The organism is Herbaspirillum sp. GW822-FHT03A08, from assembly GCF_058801885.1.
This window is the reverse complement of record NZ_JBXANR010000002.1, coordinates 279,442-295,591: the sequence shown is the minus strand read 5'-3', so window position 1 is coordinate 295,591 and position 16,150 is coordinate 279,442. Positions and strand designations below refer to the sequence as shown.

The following is a 16,150-nucleotide window of genomic DNA, read 5'->3' as shown; positions in this document are numbered from 1 at the left end:
AACGGGATTTTGAAATCGCAAAACAGGGGAGAAACAATCGCGCAGGTCTTCACTCGCGCAATGAATTGCGCTCACCAACTTCCAATAAATACGAAAACTTGATTGAAAGATCGCCATTAACGGCAATTACCGTGTCAGTTTTCAGATTTTTCCTATATGTACCAGAAGGCTAGATTTATATAGTCACGCGCTTGATCAACGATTGAGCAAGCGCGGAGACATGAACAAGAACATCTATCAAGTCGTTTTCAACCAAAAGACCGGCGAATACACAGCCGTGGCTGAAACAGCCACCAATCACGGAAAAAGCCGCTCCACCGGTAACGCCGCCTCGTTCATTTCTGCGCTTTCCGCACTCACCGGTTCATTTTCGTTGCGTTTCGCGCGTCTGGCGTTCGGCATTGCTGTGCTCTTCGGCAGCGTCACCGTCGTCGACGCCCAGGTCGTGGCCTACCGCAACGCGCCAGGCAACCAGCAGCCGACCGTGCTGCAAACCGGCAACGGCGTTCCTCTTGTGAACATCCAGACACCGAGCGCCCAAGGCATCTCGCGCAACGTCTACAGCCAGTTCGATGTCGACAGCAAGGGCGTCATCCTCAACAACGCCCGCAACAATGCGCTGACGCAACTCGGCGGATGGGTGCAAGGCAATCCCTGGCTGGCGACCGGCACCGCCAAGGTCATCGTCAACGAAGTCAATTCCAGCAATCCCAGCTATTTGCGCGGCTATGTCGAAGTCGCCGGCGATCGCGCACAAGTCATCATTGCCAATCCTTCCGGTCTGTATGTGGGCAATGCCGGTTTCATCAATTCGTCCCGCGCCACCCTGACGACAGGTGTTCCCAACATCGTCGGCGGTGCGCTCGACTCCTACCGCGTCACCGGCGGTACGGTCACCATTGACGGCAACGGTCTTGATGCCCGGTCCACCGACTACACCGACATCATGGCGCGCGCTGTGCAAGTCAACGCTAACATCTGGGCCAACAAGCTCATGGTCAGCACCGGCGTCAATACGATTTCTCCCGACCATAGCGTCGTGACCCCGGCCATTGGCGCAACAGGCGCTGCGCCCGGTCAGTTTTCCATTGACGTGAGTAAACTTGCCGGTATGTATGGCGGCCAGATTGTTCTGGTCGGCACTGAGCATGGCGTCGGCATGAACAACGCCGGCGTCATCGGTGCCGGTGCTGGCGACGTCATCATCACCGCCGATGGACAATTGATCAACAAAGGCAGCATCACCGCCACACAAAACATCGCCGCCACCGCTACCGGCCTGAACAACCAGGGCAGCCAGTTGCAGGCAGGGGGCAGCACGACACTAGCCCTTGTTTCCGGTCAACTCGACAACAGCAACGGCGGCCTGGTCCGCTCCAACATCGTCACCACGATCACGGCTGCGAGCGTCAATAACAGCAACACCACTGGCGCTGATCTCGGCATACAGGGTCAAGCGGTGACGATTGCGGCAACCACCCTCAATAACATCGCAGGCACGGTGCGCGCCAACACCGATCTGACGGTTGCCGGCGCCGGTGTCATCGACAACACCAACGGCTCGCTCTCTGCCGGTCAGACACTGGATGTGCACGACACGCATGCCGTTGGTGGTCCCGGGTCTACGCTTAAAACGCAAACCATCGTCAACACCGGCGGCACGCTCATCGCCGGCAAGCAATTGTCCGCTGACAGCGCCGCCCTGACCGGCGACGGCAAAGTACTCAGCCTGGGCGATCTGTCGCTCAAGCTCGATGCGGATTACAACAATTCCGGCATCATTCAGGCCGACGGCAACGCCACCGTCACCACCTCCGGCAAGCTGACCAATGGCGGCAAACTACTGGCCGGCAAAACCCTCGACGCTACCGCTGCGTCCATCGATAACCATGCCGGCGGCCAGATCATCGCCCAGATCAATCAACTGCATGCCGCCGGCAGCGACACTTTTACTAACCGCGGCCTGATCGACGGCAGCGACACCTTCATCGACAGTCCGACGATCAACAACATCGGCACCGGCCGCATCTACGGTGATCACATCGCCCTCTCCGGCGATACGCTCAACAATAGTCCCGAAACCGTCAACGGCGTCACCTCGGCACCGGTCATCGCAGCGCGCACGCGTATGGATCTGGGCGTGACCGCCATCAACAACAGCGACCACGCCCTGATCTATTCCGCCGGCGACCTGGTTACCGGCAATGCGCTCGACGCCAGCCACCACGCCATCGGCATGGGCGACGCGATCAACAACAGCAGCGCCACCATTGCCGCCGACGGCAATGCCACGTTCAACCACAAGGTCGTCAATAACGACAACGCCCACCTCGAAACAACCGTCGAGAACAGCACCGGCCGCCGCATCGTGCAATATCGCCTGAACGGCGCGACCGAAAAGCTCGACGCCGACAGCGTCAAACTGATCAACAAAGACAGCGGCCAGATCGTGACCGACTGGACGCAGATGGGAGACGAAGACAACTACCGCCTGATGCTGCCCTCGGGACAAATGGTCAGCGAATGGACGATTTACGACGGCACCGAACAGATAGCCCGCACCAAAGTCACCCGCAGCGACCCCGGCATGATCACAACCGGCGGCGACCTGCGTTTTAACAGCCAGACCGTCAACAACCGCAACAGCCAGATCATCGCCGGTGGCGACAACACCGGCGACAACGTCCTCGGCACCAAACCTGTCAACAACGGTATGGCCGGCACACAAGTCGTCACCACCACCGGCGTGGCCAAATACACCTACATCAAGAGCCACAGCTTCAGCGCCGATGACCGCCGCTATGATGACCGCCCTTATGAAGGCCAATCGATCCAGACCAGCTTTGTGCTGGACATCACGCCCACCAACGGCAGCGCCCCTCAGCAAGACAAGACGCTTAAAACCACTCCCGGCTCGGTTCCCGGCAACGCCAGCATGGTCGTGCGCACCAGCAACCCCGACATCACCCTGCCCAACAGCGCCCTGTTCATACCTGGCAACAATCGCTACCTGATCGCCACCGACCCGCAGTTTGCGAATTACCGCAACTGGCTCAGTTCCGACTTCATGCTTACGCAACTGAGCCAGGATCCCAACCTGGTCATGAAACGACTCGGCGACGGCTTCTACGAACAACTCCTGGTGCAACAGCAGATTCAAAAGGCCATCGGTCAACGCTATGCCGGTAATTACACCAGCAACGAGGCGCAATATCAGGCGCTCATGACGGCCGGTGTACAGATGGCACAAACCTTCCATTACGAGCTTGGTGTCGCGCTCACTGCCAGCCAGATGGCCATGCTCACGGCCGACATCGTCTGGCTGGTTAAGCAAACCGTCACCCTGGCCGATGGCAGCCGGCAAGACGTGCTGGTGCCGCAAGTCTACCTGCGCGCCAACCGCCTGCAAGTCACAGGTGTTGGCACCCTGATCGCCGGCGCCAACGTCAATTACCAGACCGCAGGCGACATTCTCAATAACGGCACGATTGCCGCCAGGAACACCGCTGTGCTGGCCGGCAACAACATCAACAATCTCGGCGGCCGCGTTTCCGGCACCGACACGGTATTGCAGGCGCAGACCGACATCAACAACCTGGGCGGCAAGATCGACGGCAGCAACAGCGCGACATTGCTCGCCCATCGCGACATCAACAACAACAGCACCACCGTCTCGACCGCCAACGCCACGACGACCGGCACCAACATCGACAGCCTCGCCAGCGTCACCGGCAAGACCCTCACCCTGGCAGCCGGGCGCGACATCAACGCCAACGCCGCCCTCATCGACGCCACCGGCAACGCCAGTCTCTCCGCGGTGCGCGACGTCAATCTGGGCACGGTGACGCAAGGCTACACCGAGCAGATCCGCTGGGCCGATGACAAGGGAGCTTCCAACATGCTTGAAGTCCTCACCGGCCCCAACTTCCTCGATGATGCCAACGGCGCGCACGGCACCAAAGAGGTCGGCGTCAACCGCGCCACGCTCACTGCCAGCCAGGACGTCGCCACCCAGATCAACGGTAACAACATCAGTATCAATGCCGGGCACGACCTTACCACCAAAGGCACGCAAGTCACGGCTGCCGCGGCGTTGCTTGCCACCGCCGGCAACAATCTGAACATCGGCACCGCCAATGAGTCGGCCAGTGCGCGCGACCAGCACCAGCACAGTTCCAGCGGCATCCTCAGCGGCAAGACCACCCAGACCGACGACGCCAGCAGCACCAGCCGGCAAAACGGCAGCACCTTCAGCGGCAACACCACGGTGCTGGCCGCAGGCAACAACGCCACCATCACCGGCAGCGATGTGGTCTCGACGCAAGGCACGCAGGTCACCGCCGTCAATGACGTCAACATCATCGCCGCCACCGACACCGGCACTGAAAGCCATTACAAGAAAGAAACCACCTCCGGCATGTTCAGCGGCGGCGGTCTCGGTGTCACCGTCGGCAGCAAGATGCAAAGTACCGAGCAGACCCGCAGCACCGCCACGGCATCAGGCTCGACCGTCGGCGCCACCAACGGTAACGTCACGCTCGCTGCCGGCCGGCACTACACCCAGACCGCCAGCACCGTCATCGCGCCGCAAGGCGACATCAGCATCAGCGCCAGGCAGGTCGACATTACCGCAGGTGTCAACACCGAGCAGAACACGCAAGAAACAAGATCCAAGCAGCAAGGCGTCACCGTGCAAATCACCAACCCGGTGGTCAGTGCCGTGCAAACCGTGATGAGCATGCAGGATGCCAAACAAAAGACCAAGAACGGCCGCAGCAAAGTGCTGGCTGATGCCGCCAGCGCCTTGGCCGTAGCCAATGCTGCCGGGGCAGCAGGCGGCACCGCCTCCCCGGCTGGCGGCGTCGATCTCGCCATTTCGATGGGCGCCTCCAGCAACCAGAGCAACACCGTGCAGAACAGCACGACCTCGGCAGGTTCGACGGTGGCCGCAGGCGGCAACACCAGCATCACTGCCACCGGTGCCGGTGCAGACAGCAACCTCACTATCGGCGGCAGCGAAGTCAGCGGCACCAATGTCAACCTCACCGCCGACAACCAGATCAACCTGATCGGTCAACGCAACAACAACGAAGAACACAGCACGAACAAGGGCAGCTCGGCCAGCCTCGGTATTTCTTTCGGCAGCTCCGGTTTCAGAGTCAATGCCAGCGCTTCGGGTAGCCGCGGCAAGGGTGACGGCAGCGACAGCGATGTCACCAATACGCATATCAACGCCAGCAACCAGCTCGTCATGAACTCCGGCGGCGACACCAATATCAGGGGTGCCACCGCATCGGGCAAACAAGTCACCGCCAATGTCGGCGGCAATCTCAATGTAGAAAGCCTGCAAGACAGTAGCCAATACAAGAGCCAGCAGCAAAGTCTGGGGGGAAGCGTCAGTGTCGGTACCGGCGGCAGCGGTAGTATCAGCGCGTCAAGAAGCAAGGTCGAGGGCAACTACCAGAGTGTGACCGAGCAAAGCGGCATTCTGGCGGGAGACGACGGCTTCAAGGTCAACGTCAACGGCAACACTGATCTGAAGGGTGCAAAGATCGCCAGCACCGATAAGGCAGTGACCGACAACAAGAATAGCTTTACCACTGCCAGCCTTAGCACGAGCGACATCCAGAACAAGAGCGACTACAAGGCTGAGAGCCAGAGCTTTAGTGCCGGTGGCGGATATGGTGGCGGTAACACGAGCATGAACGGCACGGGCATCGGATTTGGCAAGGACAGCGGCAGCGCTTCCAGCACCACGACATCGGGCATCTCCGGCATCGCCGGTGACAAGACTGTCCGAAGCGACAAGGACAGCAGCAACGCCCTTGTAAAAACCTGGAACGGCAAGGAATTGCAGCAAGACGTGGAAGCGCAGGCCAAGATCTCCGAAGCCTTCGGTAAAGAAGCCGCCAAGGGCATCGGCACCTACGCCGCCAAGAAACTCAAGGACCTCAAAGATCAGATCAAGGTGGAAAGCGATCCTGCGAAGAAAGAGGCACTGCAAGCCGAAGAAAAGAACTGGGCAGAAGGCGGCGCCTATCGCACTGCCCTGCATGCAGCAGCCGGTGCATTGGGTGGTGGCGTGGGCGGTGCGCTGGGGGCGACGGCCTCGTCAGTTTCCATGCCTGCCATTGCAGCACAGATCGACAAGCTGGACGCGCCCAATGCGATCAAGCAGGCATTGGCGCAGGTGGCGGCGGCTGCGCTCGGTGTCGCTGTGGGCGGCACGGCTGGGTTGGCATCGTCGGTGAGTGTGGAAGCCAATAATCGGCAGCTTCACCAAGACGGCAAGGCGAAAGAGAAAACACTCGCCAAACAGCTTGCTGATGGTAGCAATGGTCAATATACGCAAGCACAGATTGAAGATGCGCTACGTTCAGCTAACAATAATCAGTTGGGTGAAACGGCCTCTACTGGTGCGGTTGTGCCGTATGACGCCAAGACGAATTTCCATGTTTATGATTCTACGGGCATGATGTTGGGCAAAGCACCCGATGGCTCGCCGGTGCTGATGCAAAACCCGGCCATGCTTGTGCCACCTTCCTCAGATTTGCAAGCCTACATAAAGAACAGCACCGGCAATACGTATAGTTGGAATACGGTTGCGCCGCAATTGTCGGGGACACCGTCGGCGGGATTGCCTTCGATCTTGCCGGGGACAGTGACGCCAGAGATGCTTGCCAACAGAAAAATTTACGCGGCGGATGCTACGGATAAACTTTCTACTGGGACAGGTCTCGCGGCAATTTGGGCTCCGCCACCTGCTGACCTGGTGTTAGGAGCGGCATCAGGAGCATTTAAAGCTGTAAATTATTTGCTAAGTCCGCCAAGTTATGGAACGGTCAAATACGATGCGTTTTCCATAGTTGCGCCTGTAGTTCTGCCGCAAACTCCTTGGATACAAACAGGCGTTAGTCTTGGACTAACATTTTTTCAGCCAATAATAGTTCCTTCTTTAGAAGCGCCTAATAAACCACTTTTTTCATGCAGCCCATCTAAAAAATGCTAACCCAAAAACAGAAGAGAGATAACTTGACGAAGCTCGAAATAAAGGTGTACGCCATTTTTTGTTACGGCGCACTTAGTGTTTCATTGATTTGTTTGTTATGGAACAGCGCAACGACGGAGCCTGAAAAAATGATAGTACTAATTGTAGAACTTCTCTTTTTAGCTATAGCTGCTATTTTTGGATTTGCGATAAAACACGACGCCCGTGTTCTAGATTTAAGGCGGTTCAAAAAATAACCATGTTGAACGGTGCAGACGCTAACAATCGGCAGTTGCATCAGGACAGCAAGGCGAAAGAGAAAACACTCGCCAAACAGCTTGCTGATGGTAGCAATGTTCAATATACGCAAGCACAGATTGAAGATGCGCTACGTTCAGCTAACAATAATCAGTTGGGTGAAACGGCCTCTACTGGTGCGGTTGTGCCGTATGACGCCAAGACGAATTTCCGTGTTTATGATTCTACGGGCATGATGTTGGGCAAAGCACCCGATGGCTCGCCGGTGCTGATGCAAAACCCGGCCATGCTCGTGCCGCCTTCCTCAGATTTGCAAGCCTACATAAAGAACAGCACCGGCAATACGTATAGTTGGAATAATACGGCGCCACAATTGTCGGGGACACCGTCGGCTGGATTGCCTTCGATCATGCCGGGGACGGTGACGCCAGAGATGCTTGCCAACAGACAGAATAATGCGGCCGATGCTGCGAGTTGGGTTTCGACGCAGTCGGGAAGGTTTAGCTCGGCTGCGACTGCCTATGGCACCTATCTGGCATCGCAGCCTAATGCGGTTAGCCAAGCAGGTGCACTTACGCAATTTGGCATGGCGGGAACAGCGACGGTGGTGGGATTTGGGGCGAGTGCGCTTGAGCAGTTGTTGCGACCGAATCCAGGTCAATTGGCCATTGGCGGTTTAGCAGATGTCATCAATACAGGGCTAAGTAATAAATTTCCACTTGCAGGACCTGCCCTTAATGAACTTAATGAAGCAATCAAAGGGAGTTATCCTGCGAACACGGCATCAGAGAAATTGAATAACGCTATGCGGGCGAAAAAATGAAAATTATCAGAGAGGGCAACTTCACTCCTTGGTTCAGAACATCGATCTGGATATTCGGGCTCGCAATTGCGATTGCATCTTACTTTTTTTTAACTGAAAAATTTATGTTTTGGGGAATGATGGGAGGTATTGTAATTGCCTCTATTGGAGCATATGCAGAAAAAGCAAATGCTCTTAAATTAAAGCCCTTTGGCAAAACCTACAAACAGGCAAGAGACAGCTACGACAAAGAAAAAGACCAGTCATCGGATTCGTAGCTAATGACACCAGAAGAAGCAGGTCAATCGTAACGCCCTTAACGCCGTGCCGAGTGCCATCACGTATACCGGGTCATACAATGCGCCGATCTACTCGAATACAGGTGGACCGATGGCAACGGCAAAATGTGCGAGCACGGCAGCCTCCAGCTTCTGCTTGGTATGACATCGCAACAACTTTATTGCCACTTGCATTGCCACCTACATTGCCAGCCGCACAATGGGTACAGACAGGATTTGCCTTGAGCTCTACAGCAATTCAACCAATTGTGATACCAATATTAGATAATGCTTTGAAACCATCTCCTTCATGTACTCCACCTAAAAAATGTTAAAAAAACAGACCCAAGATAATTTAACAAAATTAGAAATAAGAGCTTACTCACTACTTTGTTACGTAGCCGTTATTTGTTTTTTTATTTGCGGATATTTCATTTTTACTACGCATGTCGAAGAATGGAAAATGGTTATTGTTGTAACCAGTTTTATTTTCTTAGCAATCGGTATGATTTTTAGTTTTGCAATAAAACACGATACTCGTGTTCTAGATTTAAGGCGCTTAAAAAAATAGCCAATTACCTCAACATTGGCATTTCCTTCGGCAGCTCCGGCCTCATATTCAACGCCGACGCCTCCGGCAGTCGCGGCAGGGGTGGCAACCTCAATGTAGAAAGCCTGCAAGACAGCAGCCAATATATGGGCCAGCAGCAAAGTCTGGGCGGCAGCATCAGCGCATCAAGAAGCAAGGTCGAGGGCAACTACCAGAGTAGTGACCGAGCAAAGCGGCATCCTGGCGGGAGACGACGGCTTCAAGGTCAACGTCAATGGCAACACTGATCTGAAGGGTGTACGCCACAGCCCGAGATGTAAGTAAATGGCAATTTTTTTCAAACAACAAAGCTCTCTGCGTCTTAAAAAATAGCAAGAGTCTTTGCCTGATTGTTAATCAGCTAAACCTATCGACGAATAATTCCAGTCATTACCAGCCCCGTCCGGTCTAAGCGGCAATGCTGGCTTACCGGATTCTCTGTTTCGTTCTCGATAAGGTAAATAAAAAATGGACAAGGCGTTCAAGGCAATAAGTCAAGAGCTTAGGAAGATGACATTTAGCCAAGCAGCAGATTGGCTAATAAAGACCTATCCGGCGGGCAATTCGGAATATGCCGAGGCGCTCCAAGTGATTCCTCACATCTCATGGAAGCGAGCAGATCAAATTCGTTTGGCGAGGCATTACCTCAAAAATATGCCTTTTGCCAGTTCAAAAATCTATGAAATTTTTGCTTCATTTATGTCATTCGAACTCTTTGTTAAGGTCATCCAAGAACAGCTTCCGATCGATAAAAGCGATATTAATTTATTGCTATACCATTTGTCGCCCGTTTTGGAGAAGGCTGCAAAGACAAACTCAGACCATGAACTCATAAGGTCATTTGTTGCTGAATTAACGTAGATGAGACTTCCTCGGTTTTTCGTCTTCCAACAAGTGTGTTTTATGCCGTTAATTTTTACTTATGCTGCTCACTATCAAACACATGGCGGCGACAGCAATGAGCATGCAGGACGCCAAGAGCAAGAACGGTCGCAGCAAAGTGCTGGCCGGCGGCGTCGACCTCGCCATCTCAATGGACGCCTCCAGCAACCAGAGCAACACCGTGCAAAACAGCACAACCTCGGCAGGTTCGACGGTGGTCGCAGGCGGCAAGCCATCACATTCAATCCGCAGACGATAAGGGTCTCATTGTTCCAGACGTATCCAGATCGAATTGCCGCCTGCTACCGAACAAGAAGGCAGAGCGCATTTTATTGAGGATCTTGGGACAGCCTGAGGCACTCATGCGTGTCGGCTTGATCGGCAGTCTATCGAACTGCACCGGACTTAGGACGTCGCCGGCATCTTTACGAAATAGCTCGACGACGCACTGCTGTTTGGCACCGCCCCCGAAGAAAGCCGGCAAATCATTCTCTGGTGCCAAGTAACGGTTATCAGTTCGAAGCACATAATGCCTGCCCTGCTGCGGTACGAAACGTAAGTTAACATCACAGTATTCGTTATAGTTGATCCTGTTGTATCGAAGTACCTGAGGCGCATCTGCGGGAATCGCAACTTGCTTGGCTTGCCGTGTCTTTTCACTTCCTGGACGAGAATTCTGCACCGTATAAAGAGTCGAAAATTCGAAACAATCGTTAGCATCGGTTTTCCCGTACGATATTTTGAGGTCTCCTGTCTCGCTTCCGAACTCGATGGATAAAGAGGCGCTCGCCTCATTTGGCGCCGGCTCTTTGTAAGGAGGTGCAGAGGCGCAACCCGCAAGTAGAAACGGTGACGTGACTAATAGATAAAATAACTTCATTTTCGAAATACTCTCGTGCGTTGTGAACAAAATATTTTTCTTTCCAACTTTTTAAACGTTGATGCCGCCTCACTAAAATTGAGTTTTCAACTATTGATGGAAAGCATATGCGATACAGAAAAATAAAAAACCCAGAACAATCCCTAACCATGAAGCGATTTTTATGGTGGACTCTATTATTTTTTGTTGAAATAGCTCCGCCATATCCGAGGTATTCGGGATATTCCGGTTAAAACTCAGAATCCAAAATTTACGGTGAATCCACCGGTGACTGCTGCCGTCCTGAACCCATCTGGTTTGTTCAACGGCGTAGCAATAAAAGCGTCATAGCTCATCTTCCAAAACGCGCCACGCAAGCCGATGACCGCGCCCGTCAGGCGTTCTCCCAGAAGATATTGCGCCGACGGACCGCTAACCTGTCCCGAGTCAATACCTGCATATAGCTCATGGTTGCTCTGTCCCAAGGCCAACGCCAGTTCATTGCGTACCAGCCAGCCACGCTCGGCTTGCAGAATCAACTCACCATCGAAGCCGCGTACGGTGTAACGGCCGCCGATGGAAAACTGGTCTTGCGACGGCAATGCGCCACGATTCCATTGTGCGCGTACGCTGCCGTTGTAACGCAGGTGCTGGTCAGCGATCTGGAACGGCGCATTGATAGTCGCATCGGCCAGGAACAGGCTGTAGCGCGTCGCCAGTTGCGGCAAGTCAGCGTGGGATTCCGGCTCCCGGCCTTGTTTATCGAGAGCGCGGCGATAGGCGAGGTTGGCGTCGACGGTGGCGTTGCCGATGAATTCGCGATGGTTGATGCCTGCTTCCCAGGCGCTGGTTTGATGGCGCTGCGGGCCTACTTCCGTGTCGTCGATGAAATTGCGCGAGTTGCGCAGCAGACCTTTGAGCGACAGCGTCGTTTTGCGTACGTCGTCGCGGTAGATGAGGCGGGACAGTTTCAGCTCCGCGTTCTCGCTCTGCCCGCTGTAAATAATGGGACTGTTTGCGCCGGCGACTTGCTGGTGATAGCGGCTGCCGGATAGGGTGCCGCCCAGCATCCAGTAGCCGGCAGGCGCGGAGTAATGGACCGTGTAGCTGTTGGCGCCATGATCCCCATAGTGACCGAGGCTGCGGTTCCAGCTGGCATAGAACAGATCGTTGAGTGTCCACCAGTTGTCGTAGGAGAGTGTGGCGCCGGCCTGATATTTGCCGGTGGCCTTGGAGCCGCCGTCATCCAGCGAGAGATTGAAGCGGAACGGAAAACGCTGCTGGTAGTGGATCACCAGGTCGCTATCGCCGGGTTGCGCAGCGGCTGCTGTCGGGGTGATCTGAATATCGGCCTCAGCCGTCGGCACGCGTTTGAAATTCTCCAATCCTTGTTCGATATCGCGCAGATTGAGGATATCGCCTTCGTTGATCGGCAGGGCATTCCAGGCAGTGCCACGCGGGCTGGCGTCGTCAGCAAAACGTATATGGCGTACATGGCCGGGTAAGATCGTCAGGACCAGTTTGCCGGCCTTGATGTCTTGCTGTGCTGCACGGATCTGGGATGTGGTGTAGCCGCGCAAGATGAGCGCATTCTGCGTACGTGCGATGACAGTATTGATACCTTCCGTACCCAGACAACGGCCAAGCGCGCCATCCTTGCCGGCGACGCTGTCCAGCGCAAACTGAAAACGTTCGGCCGCTTCGCCGATCAGGCTGATCTGTGAGATCAGAAAGCAAGGCGACTCTTCCACCGGAAAGAGTGTCGAGGTATCGATTTCCTTCGGCGCAGGCAGGCGCACATTGGGCGACTTCTCCTGCTGCTGGCGCAGTACGCGTTCACGTTCGCGTTGCAGTTGTTCCTGGTTAGCGGAGATTCCTTCGCCATTGGATTGTGCCAGAGTGGTACCGGTGACGAGCAGCACGACAATGCCGCCCAGCAACCGCGGCGCGATGCTTTGCATGAACTATTCCCCTTGTTTTTGGACTTTGCGGGAGCAGTGTAAAAAGTCGCAAAAAAAACAGCTATAGGAATAGTCTGGAAAGACAGAATCAAAAAACGTATTTCAACGAAGAAGCTGATTACGATCAGAAGTTGCGTTTGCCTTACATCAACGCGATTTTCAGTTTGATGCCTGCATGATTTTTTGCCGGCGGCCTCTTTGATCGGAAGGGACGTCAGGCGCAGCTGCTGTCGTTGTTGTTATTGCTATCGGCCCCGTCGGCGCCGTCGACACCTTCTTCGCCCAGCTCGCGCAGACGCACATTAAGCCGCCCGATCAGTTGCGCGAGCTGTTTCTTTTCCGCCGGATCCAGGACTTCGAACAATTGGTCGGTGAAGCGCTTGCGTATCGGTTCCGACAACTGCACCACTTCGACGCCCGCCGCCGTCAATGAGATGTGCTTGACGCGGCGGTCGCTGGCGTCGGCCACGCGTTCCACCAGGCCGTCCTTTTCCATCGCGTCCACCGCTTCGGTGATGGTGCGCGGCGCGAAGCCGAAGGCTTCCACCAGATCGGTGGAACGCACCTTTCCCTGACGATGTATAAAAATCATCATTTTGGTTTTTGCGAACGAAGCGCCCTGTGCCGCCATCAAACGGTTCAGCGTGCGTTGCGACGTCAGATAAAAGTCGCGCAAGGCTTCGCCGGCCTCGATGTTTTCAGAGGCGAGTGTAAAGGTATTGGACATATTTTTCTCTGTTGGCATATTATATGGTACCTCCATTAATTTGAGGCGCCAACGATTTCCACTTCAGGTGCCGATAATTTCCTACTGACCAGGACAGAACAAGCATGAGCGCAGCGGATACTCCTACCCCAGCAGCCCCTACTCCCGAAAAGCCCAAGAAACGCATGAGCCCGCGCGCCAGATTGATCTTGCGCAGCGCCGCGCTGGTCGCCGTGATCGCGGTGGCAGGATGGTTCTTTTACCATGAAACGCGCGGCAAATATATCGAGAGCACGGACGACGCCTACATCCACGCCGACAATGTGACGGTCTCGCCCAAGGTTTCCGGCTATGTGGAAGAAGTCTACGTCGCCGACAACCAGGACGTGAAAGCCGGCCAGCCGCTGGTGCGTATCGACCCGCGCGACTATGCCGCGCAAACTGCGCAGTTCAAGGCGCAGATCGACGCTGCGACAGCCAGTGAAGAATCCGCCAAGGCTTCGCTGCAAGAGCAGAAGAGCGCCATCGCCCAGGCCCAGGCGCAACTGGCTTCGGCGGACGAAGATGCGCGTTTCGCCGCCAGCGAAGTTGAACGCTACACGCCGCTGGCAGCCACCGGTGCAGAAACCAAAGAAAAGCTGAACTCGCTGCGCAATCAGGCGGCCTTGTCGCGCGCCACCGTGGCCGCTCGCCGCGCTGCACTGGAAGCAGCGCAACTGCGCGTGAACTCGATGCAGGCCCAGATCCGCCAGGCGCACGCGCAGGGTGAAAACGCACAGGCGCAGTTCGACGCCGCCAACGTCAATCTGGGGTCGACTGAAATCAAGGCCAGCACCGACGGCCGCATCGGCGACAAATCGGTGCGCGTCGGCCAGTTTGTCTCGGCCGGCACCCGCATGATGTCGGTGGTGCCGACCGCGTTCTACGTGGTCGCCAATTTCAAGGAAACGCAAATCGGTCTGATGCGCGTCGGCCAGCCGGCAACCGTGGAGATCGACGCCCTGCCGGGTCAGGAATTGCAGGCGCATGTGGAAAGCATTTCGCCCGGTACCGGCGCCCAGTTCTCGCTGCTGCCGCCGCAAAACGCGACCGGCAATTTCACCAAGATCGTCCAGCGCGTGCCGGTGCGCATCGCCGTCGATGTCGGCCCTGAAACGCGTCGCCTGTTCGTCGCCGGTCTGTCGGTGACGGCCAAGGTCAACACCATCAATGCCAAAGATGCGAAAGACGCCAGAGACAGCGAAGGGAAACACCTTTGAGCACGCCTCAGGCCCAGTCTCCGCTTCAGCCGCCTGCGCGCGCTGACGCCGCGGCGTGGCTGGCGGTCGCCGCCGGTACGCTCGGCGCGCTGATGGCGACGCTCGATATTTCCATCGTCAACTCATCGCTGCCGACCATCCAGGGTGAAATCGGCGCCAGCGGCACCGAGGGCACGTGGATCGCCACCGCTTATCTGGTGGCTGAAATCATCATCATCCCGCTGTCGGGCTGGCTGGAAAAATTGCTGGGCCTGCGCACGCTGCTGTTGCTGGCGGCGAGTCTGTTCACCGGCTTTTCCATCTTGTGCGGCTTCGCCAACAGCTTACCGATGATGATCATCGGCCGTGTCGGGCAAGGCTTCACCGGCGGTGCGCTGATACCGACGGCGATGACCATCATCGCTACGCGCCTGCCGCGCTGGCAACAGCCGGTCGGCAACGCCATGTTCGGGGCCACCGCGATTCTCGGCCCCGTGCTGGGACCGGTGCTCGGCGGCTGGCTGACCGAGAACGTCAGCTGGCACTACTCCTTCTTCATCAATGTACCGGTCGGTGCGGCGCTGATCACGCTGCTGCTGGTGGCGATGCCGTATGAAAAACCGAAGTTCGATCTGCTGCGCGAAGCCGACTGGTTCGGCGTACTGGGCATGGCGCTCGGTCTCGGCGGTCTGACCGTGGTGCTGGAAGAAGGCGAGCGCGAACAGTGGTTTGCCTCAACTGACATCCGCTGGCTGGCGCTGGTCTCGGTGATCGGTTTCATCCTGCTGGCGATCGGCCAGATACGCGCGCGCCATCCGGTGATTCAGCTGCGGCTGCTGCGCGACCGCCAGTTCGGTTCGGTGGTGGCGATGGCGATGGTGGTCGGCGTGGCCTTGTACGGCACGGCGTATGTGATCCCGCAATTTCTGTCCGGCATTGCCGACTACAACTCGCTGCAGTCCGGCGAGATCGTGCTGTTGTCCGGCGTGCCGATGATCCTGATGATGCCTTTCACGCCGATGCTGATGCGGCGTCTGGATATCCGTCTGGCGGTCGGCGCCGGCTTGCTGATGCTGGCGTTCAGCGCCTTCATCGAAACCGATCTGAGTCCGTTGTCGAGCGGCGGTTCTTTCATTGCCTCGCAATTGCTGCGCGGCCTTGGCACCGTGCTGGCCATGATCTTTCTGAATCAGGCGGCGATCCGTTCGGTGCCGGCGTCGCAGGCGGGCGATGCGGCCGGCCTGTACAGCGCCGCGCGCAACCTCGGCGGCTCGCTCGCGCTGGCCGGCATTGCGGTGATCCAGGATCAGCGCATCTGGCTGCACAGCCGCCGCCTGGAAGACAGCCTGTCGGCCAACTCCGACCTGGTGCAATCCTTCATGACTGCACAAAGCGCGGCGCTGGGCGGACAAGCCAACGCATTCCAGGCGCTGGGCGCCACGATCCAGGTGCAGGCCCTGACGATGACTTACGCCGATCTGTTCTGGCTGCTCGGCGTCGGCATTCTCTGCGTGACGCCGCTGGTATTTTTCCTGCGCCCGCTGCCGACCAACGCGCCTCCGGTTACGACTCACTGATGCTCACGATGA

11 protein-coding genes are annotated in these 16,150 nt (G+C 56.4%); 7 read left to right on the top strand and 4 right to left on the bottom strand.

Annotated elements, in window-relative coordinates; all coding sequences use genetic code 11:
* Window positions 1–220 precede the first annotated feature (220 nt).
* The 3 genes from AC1RN6_RS06345 to AC1RN6_RS06335 all read left to right on the top strand — a co-directional run bounded on the left by AC1RN6_RS06345 (window position 221) and on the right by AC1RN6_RS06335 (window position 8,326).
* The gene (locus AC1RN6_RS06345; protein ID WP_493003931.1) at window positions 221–7,009 is read left to right on the top strand and encodes a two-partner secretion domain-containing protein; all 6,789 of its coding nucleotides are present in this window, start codon (window positions 221–223) and stop codon (window positions 7,007–7,009) included.
* Window positions 7,010–7,247: 238 nt separating this feature from the next.
* Window positions 7,248–8,069: a hypothetical protein gene (locus AC1RN6_RS06340; RefSeq protein WP_493003929.1), complete on the top strand. Its 822-nt coding sequence runs from the start codon at window positions 7,248–7,250 to the stop codon at window positions 8,067–8,069.
* Window positions 8,066–8,326, top strand: coding sequence for a hypothetical protein (locus AC1RN6_RS06335; RefSeq protein WP_493003928.1), 261 nt, complete (start codon window positions 8,066–8,068; stop codon window positions 8,324–8,326). Before AC1RN6_RS06340 ends, AC1RN6_RS06335 begins: the two co-directional genes overlap by 4 nt.
* Window positions 8,327–8,719: 393 nt before the next feature.
* On the opposite strand, the gene AC1RN6_RS06330 is transcribed toward AC1RN6_RS06335, so the two are convergent.
* Window positions 8,720–9,037 (bottom strand): hypothetical protein, encoded by a 318-nt coding sequence (locus AC1RN6_RS06330; protein ID WP_493003926.1) that lies wholly within the window; start codon window positions 9,035–9,037, stop codon window positions 8,720–8,722.
* 346 nt (window positions 9,038–9,383) lie between these two features.
* On the opposite strand from AC1RN6_RS06330, the gene AC1RN6_RS06325 reads away from it, so the two are divergent.
* Together AC1RN6_RS06325 and AC1RN6_RS06320 are read left to right on the top strand one after the other, a co-directional pair.
* Window positions 9,384–9,776, top strand: coding sequence for a hypothetical protein (locus AC1RN6_RS06325; protein ID WP_493003925.1), 393 nt, complete (start codon window positions 9,384–9,386; stop codon window positions 9,774–9,776).
* Between the two features lie 61 nt (window positions 9,777–9,837).
* Window positions 9,838–10,056 (top strand): hypothetical protein, encoded by a 219-nt coding sequence (locus AC1RN6_RS06320; RefSeq protein WP_493003923.1) that lies wholly within the window; start codon window positions 9,838–9,840, stop codon window positions 10,054–10,056.
* Here the strand turns inward: AC1RN6_RS06320 and AC1RN6_RS06315 are convergent.
* The 3 genes from AC1RN6_RS06315 to AC1RN6_RS06305 form a co-directional block, all read right to left on the bottom strand.
* A complete protein-coding gene (locus tag AC1RN6_RS06315; RefSeq protein WP_493003921.1) occupies window positions 10,039–10,677 on the bottom strand; it encodes a hypothetical protein in 639 nt (212 codons plus the stop codon). The genes AC1RN6_RS06320 and AC1RN6_RS06315 overlap by 18 nt on opposite strands.
* 236 nt (window positions 10,678–10,913) lie before the next feature.
* Window positions 10,914–12,617, bottom strand: a complete 1,704-nt coding sequence (locus tag AC1RN6_RS06310; RefSeq protein WP_493003919.1) for a ShlB/FhaC/HecB family hemolysin secretion/activation protein — start codon at window positions 12,615–12,617, stop codon at window positions 10,914–10,916.
* 214 nt (window positions 12,618–12,831) lie between these two features.
* Window positions 12,832–13,344 (bottom strand): MarR family winged helix-turn-helix transcriptional regulator, encoded by a 513-nt coding sequence (locus AC1RN6_RS06305; protein ID WP_493003918.1) that lies wholly within the window; start codon window positions 13,342–13,344, stop codon window positions 12,832–12,834.
* Between the two features lie 104 nt (window positions 13,345–13,448).
* Here AC1RN6_RS06305 and AC1RN6_RS06300 point away from each other — a divergent pair, with 104 nt between their 5' ends.
* Together AC1RN6_RS06300 and AC1RN6_RS06295 are read left to right on the top strand one after the other, a co-directional pair.
* On the top strand, window positions 13,449–14,582 hold the full coding sequence (locus AC1RN6_RS06300) for an HlyD family secretion protein (protein ID WP_493003916.1): 1,134 nt from the start codon (window positions 13,449–13,451) through the stop codon (window positions 14,580–14,582).
* Window positions 14,579–16,138, top strand: a complete 1,560-nt coding sequence (locus AC1RN6_RS06295) for an MDR family MFS transporter (RefSeq protein ID WP_493003914.1) — start codon at window positions 14,579–14,581, stop codon at window positions 16,136–16,138. Before AC1RN6_RS06300 ends, AC1RN6_RS06295 begins: the two co-directional genes overlap by 4 nt.
* Window positions 16,139–16,150 lie beyond the last annotated feature (12 nt).